Below are 665 nucleotides of genomic sequence, written 5' to 3' on the forward strand. Positions count from 1 at the left end.
CATCGAAGGCTTGACGTTCGCCGATCCGGTTCCGTACGCGAAGGAGCTGTCCGCCGAGCTGCGCGCCAAAGGAGCCGACATCGTCATGGTGACCTCTCACCTGCCGGGCGAGCAGGACGCCAAATCGCAGCAAATTATGGGCGAACTCGTCGATCTGGCGAACGGGACGGGCAACGGCACGCTGGACGCGATCGTCGGAGGTCATTCCCACAAGCGCGTAGCGGGGATCGTGAACCACATTCCGGTGGTCGAAGCGCAAAGCTGGCTGTACGCCGTCGGCCACATTCAGCTTTATGTCGATAAGGACAGCAAAAAAGTCGTTTCCTCCAACGCCAGCTTGCTGGAAACGTACACGAATTTGACGACCGCGAACAAAGACGTGCAAAAAACAGTCGCCGACTACCAAGCGAAAATTGCCGAGCAAACCAACAAGCAAATCGCCGTAGCCGCCGAAAAATGGACGACCCGCTCCTACCGCCACGACGCGAATGGCAATCAGGTACGCGATGGCGTGACGCCGATCGGCAACTCCGTCACCGACGCGATGCGCTGGGCCGAGAAGTCCGATATCGCCTTCACGAACATCGGCGGGCTGCGCGCGGATATCGAGCCGGGCAAAGTAACCTACGGCATGATGTTCGAGGTGCTGCCGTTCGGCAACTACA

At 59.2% G+C, this 665-nt stretch carries 1 protein-coding gene; it reads left to right on the forward strand.

The features are described from left to right. Positions 1 to 665, forward strand: a 665-nt coding sequence (locus QJ48_RS34990) for a 5'-nucleotidase C-terminal domain-containing protein (protein WP_162238621.1), incomplete at both ends; no start/stop codon positions are given.

The organism is Paenibacillus sp. A3, from assembly GCF_001399685.1.
GTDB lineage: Bacteria > Bacillota > Bacilli > Paenibacillales > NBRC-103111 > Paenibacillus_G.